This is a genomic window from Moorena sp. SIO3I6 (genome assembly GCF_010672095.1).
In genome coordinates, this window is record NZ_JAAHHU010000372.1 from 1 (window position 1) to 4,176 (window position 4,176).

The 4,176-nt window shown below is 41.4% G+C and carries 4 protein-coding genes and 2 pseudogenes; all 6 read right to left on the reverse strand.

The features are described from left to right. A pseudogene (locus F6K49_RS36250) lies at positions 1-430 on the reverse strand (hypothetical protein); the annotation flags it as partial. A 197-nt stretch (positions 431-627) separates the two neighbouring features. Then, positions 628-1,281, reverse strand: coding sequence for a CPBP family glutamic-type intramembrane protease (locus F6K49_RS36255; RefSeq protein ID WP_293072539.1), 654 nt, complete (start codon positions 1,279-1,281; stop codon positions 628-630). Positions 1,282-1,348: 67 nt separating this feature from the next. After that, positions 1,349-1,513, reverse strand: coding sequence for a hypothetical protein (locus tag F6K49_RS36260; protein ID WP_293055420.1), 165 nt, complete (start codon positions 1,511-1,513; stop codon positions 1,349-1,351). Positions 1,514-1,561: 48 nt separating this feature from the next. Beyond that, complete coding sequence (locus F6K49_RS36265; protein ID WP_293104608.1) at positions 1,562-2,107, reverse strand: GNAT family N-acetyltransferase; 546 nt, start codon at positions 2,105-2,107, stop codon at positions 1,562-1,564. 181 nt (positions 2,108-2,288) lie between these two features. After that, entirely contained in the window at positions 2,289-3,338 is a 1,050-nt protein-coding gene (locus F6K49_RS36270) for a DMT family transporter (RefSeq protein WP_293104611.1), read from the reverse strand. A gap of 133 nt (positions 3,339-3,471) precedes the next feature. Next, a pseudogene (locus F6K49_RS36275) lies at positions 3,472-4,176 on the reverse strand (glucosidase); the annotation flags it as partial.

Consider the following 4,176-nt stretch of genomic DNA (forward strand, 5'->3'; position numbering starts at 1 on the left):
AGTTCCATTTCATTTTGGTAATTATCGGTTCAGGGGGTGTTCCCAACTCAGTACCATTAGCCAGGCCAAATTTGCCAGGGAAACTCAGGCGATATAGAAACTCAGGCAGGAAGGTCGTGCTGGGGGTCCTCAGCAGCGGTAGACCAATACCTAACAAACGTACCGGTAAATTGTAGTCTCGACGCAACAGTTTAAGATTAATCCGAGAAGCATCAGTGAATAAAACCAGAATCAAGGTAAATTCAGCAATTATCCGAACAAGCTCATGCTCTACCTCCAGATTCAATAAACCCAACAATTGCGGACTCAATAAAAGTCCAAAGGTAACAAAAGCCATCGGTGGAGTAATTATACTTTTCTCAATGCGCCCAGAAATTAAACCAAAGCCGAGGATAAATAGGGCAATAATCGCAAATAGTTCAGTGTTCATGGAATTTCTCTAAGTCCTGAGTGCGTCAGTGCTATAGCAAAGGGAACAGGGAGCAGGGAGTAGGGAGTAGGGAGCAGGGAGTAGGGAAAAAAACCTGTGTACCTCATAGTTATGAAAAGCGCTGATAGCTGATAGCTGATAGCTGATAGCTGATAGCTGATAGCTGATAGCTGATAGCTGATAGCTGATAGCTTAAGTTACAAAAGTCTCTTCTTGCCACCCAAGCCAATCAGCCAGATCACAACAAACAACCAGTGAATGAAGACAGCTGTCCAGATCGAGCCACTTTGAATATAAGCAATAGTACAAATAATTCCCAAAAGCGTAGCTAGAAATATAAAAATAGGTTTAAAAAATGTTTCCCGTGCCGCCGGATAGAAGGTGATAGCATTCAGCGGATGATAAATAACAAAAATGACTAAACTGACTGTAGACCAAGCGAATAGTGAAATTAAGGAAGGGTTTTCTGAGGGATGAGGTAATAATAAAACCCGGAAAAATGTCTCCTCAGCTATTGCTGGGGTAAACAGAGCAGTTATCATAATCTTTAGTACTGGATGCCAAGAGGTTTTGACATTAACAGCACTTACATCAGTTTCCCTCAATAAAGGGGATAATGAGGTATCATGATCAGTTTCTTTTGATAAGGGGGATAATGGGGATTGATCAATAGTAAGTAAGTTTTGATCTAGTTGCAGAAAGCCATTACGTAAACCAATCGGTAAAGCAATTAAACCATAGATCATAATTAAGATAACTACAATTACCCAAGCTTTCCAATCAGGAAACGTTAATATCCCAGCCATCAAGCGCTCGGTAACTCTTTCAGCAAATTTGGCCGATATCTCCATAGTGACATCTCCATACTGACATCTCTATAACGTAAGCATTCAGCCGTCAGCCATCAGTAGTCAGTAGTCAGTGTTTAGTAGTCAGTTGTGAGCGGTCAAGCCTTGGCCTTTGGCACCTCAAGTACCATGCACGTAGCCCATTAGCTGATAGCTGATAGCTGTTCGCGTTCGCGAAGCGTGGCCATTCGCGTAGCGTGGCCAACGGCCAAGGCCAAGCGTGCGCGTAGCGCATAAGCTGATAGCTTACTCTATAACTATTAACATAAGCATGTTAATACTTCTAAAGATTTACCAAACCATGACGCGATCGCATAAATTTAATCACTCCAGGTTCAGACCCTCCAGCAATCTTAATAAATCCATTTTTTTCCAAAACTCGGATAGATGGAATCAATTCCGGTAACGTCTCTGCTATCACTACCTCAATTGTGACATGGGAAAATGCCCAACTAATCAGTGCATTAACTGCTTCCGTAGCGTATCCAAACCTTTGAAACTCTGGTAGCACAGAATAGCCGATTTCTACCATACCATCCCGGGTAGCTTGTCCCTTAAAACCACCAATACCGATTAATACTCGTTCATTTTTGCTGTTGTCTAGAAGAACAAAATACCAGCACCACCAACCAATCTGATCCGAGCCCTCCCTTAACCGTTGTGCAGTCAATTCCATAGTGCCAGCATGATAGCCTTCTGGGGGCCAAGCTTTTGGAATGTGAGCATCAATTAAAGCAGTAAACCGTGAGGGAGTCATTTCTGATTGCACCAGTTCTGGTGTACCGGCAATAAGTTCCAATCGATCTGTGGTGATGCTGATGTAATTCAAGGTTTAAAATTCCCCATATTTAAGGTTTAATAACGTTTAATTTAGCGTTTAATTCAAGGTTGTAATTTGGTTTTTATTAACCTATAGCAATCCTAAATGAATTGTGATAATTTTGTTCCCTGTTCCCTGTTCCCTGTTCCCTGTTCCCTTTGGTATATAATTTTGTATTCATTACCATAATTTATACGCCTTTAAACCCAACTTCCATTTCTTTCGTCGATTCTCTCACAATTAGAGTATCAGTTTTAGGAAGTTTGCGAGCAATACCAATTTGATTTAGGACAATGCCACAAATAATTACAGCACCCCCAATATACTGAGCTATTGTTGGTACTTCTGAGAGAATCAAGTAAGCTGCTAAAATGCCCGCTACCGGACTAAAGGAACTGGCCAGAGAAACATCGGATGCGCTAGTAGTCTTCAAACCCTTAAACCAACAGAGTTGACCCCCTACCACAATCACAGCCCCATAGAGTATCATCCATTGCCAGACAAAGGGTGAGAAAGCATCCATAAAGTGACCTACTCCAAATAACTTAATCACCACAACAAAGAAAATGACCGTACCTGTAGCAGTTCTGAAGACTGTAAAGATTCCCAGAGGGATTTGGCGCAGCTTCACTTTACTAATAATCGTAGAAATTGCTAATGCGATCGCTCCTACTGCTGCCATCAATTCACCGACACCAATCCTAAAACCTCCCGGCATATTAATCATGTTTTCCTGGGGAGGCTGAAGCGCAATAGTCAGGATTACACCAATAAATGAAATAATCGCACCAGCTATCACCCAACGATTTACCCGTTCTTTTAGAAGTAAAACTGACAAAGCCAAAGCAAGAGGAGGCTCAATGCGTCCAATTAGCACTACATTATTAACAGCAGTGCGCTCAAGAGCGATAAATATCAGAGATGGTGCCAGTGCTCCTGACAAAACTGCAACACCCAGTAACCCTAACCAATCTGTTCCAGATAGTTGTCTTATAGACCGAAAATTCCACTGTCGTCCATAAATACCAATCAACCCTAGCAACGCGCAGAGATTGCCAACAAACAAAACATTACAGAACGAAATAGGATTTCTACCATCAATTAAATTCTCTGCACCCAGGTCAGTCAGCTTACGAATGACCGAATTAGCTGCTGCAAAAATCAGGATAGCGATCAATAAGTAACCACGCCCTGGAATCCTATTCAACCAATCTGTTATTTTAGCAATGAAACTTGACATATAAGTTGACAATACCAAAGTTTCAGTGAATCATATCATGTCAAGTGGTGCGCGGTAGTGTTTATAGTCGAATATTTTTTGGGTAATAGGTAATAGGTAAGCATTCAGCGAGCCGTGCGCGCAGCGCATATCCTTACGCACTATAGTCAGCACATTGTTGGATCAGTTTGGCAATTAATCCAGTCCAACCAGTTTGGTGGCTTGCTCCAACTCCTAAGCCGCTATCGCCATGGAAATATTCATAGAATAAAATTAAATTGTGCCAATTCTGATCAGTTTTAAATTCATTTATTTTGCCATAAATAGGACGATGACTGGATTGATTTTTCTGGAAAATCCGAATCAGACGTCGGGATAGTTCTACAGAAACTTCTCCAAGGGTCATCAGATTACCTGACCCTGTCGGGCATTCCACTTTAAACGTATCTCCTAAATAGTAATGGAACGTTTGTAAGGATTCAATTAACAGATAGTTAAGGGGCATCCAAATTGGACCACGCCAGTTAGAATTTCCCCCAAATAACCCATTACTAGATTCAGCCGGTTCGTAGTCTACACGATGTTCGTGATCATTGACATAAAATCGATAAGGATTATCCTTATGAAACTTAGAAATGGCTCGGATACCATAGTCACTTAAAAACTCATTTTCATCCAACAACTTGCTCAGAATGCGGCGGAATTTATCACTTTCTAGCACTTTTCCAACATTCATATAACATAGAGCAAGCATCCGCTTTGCGCCTACTCCCTTAGTTTCCATACAAGCAACATTGCGTTTGAGATCAGGGCGATGTTGAATAAACCACTCCAATCGTTTTTTAAAACCCGGAAGTTT

Bases quoted from the DNA above. Each gene is read 5' to 3' on its own strand.
- F6K49_RS36270 (WP_293104611.1), bottom strand. From the start codon at position 3,338: ATGTCAAGTTTCATTGCTAAAATAACAGATTGGTTGAATAGGATTCCA.
- F6K49_RS36260 (WP_293055420.1), bottom strand. From the start codon at position 1,513: ATGCGCTACGCGCACGCTTGGCCTTGGCCGTTGGCCACGCTACGCGAA.
- F6K49_RS36255 (WP_293072539.1), bottom strand. From the start codon at position 1,281: ATGGAGATATCGGCCAAATTTGCTGAAAGAGTTACCGAGCGCTTGATG.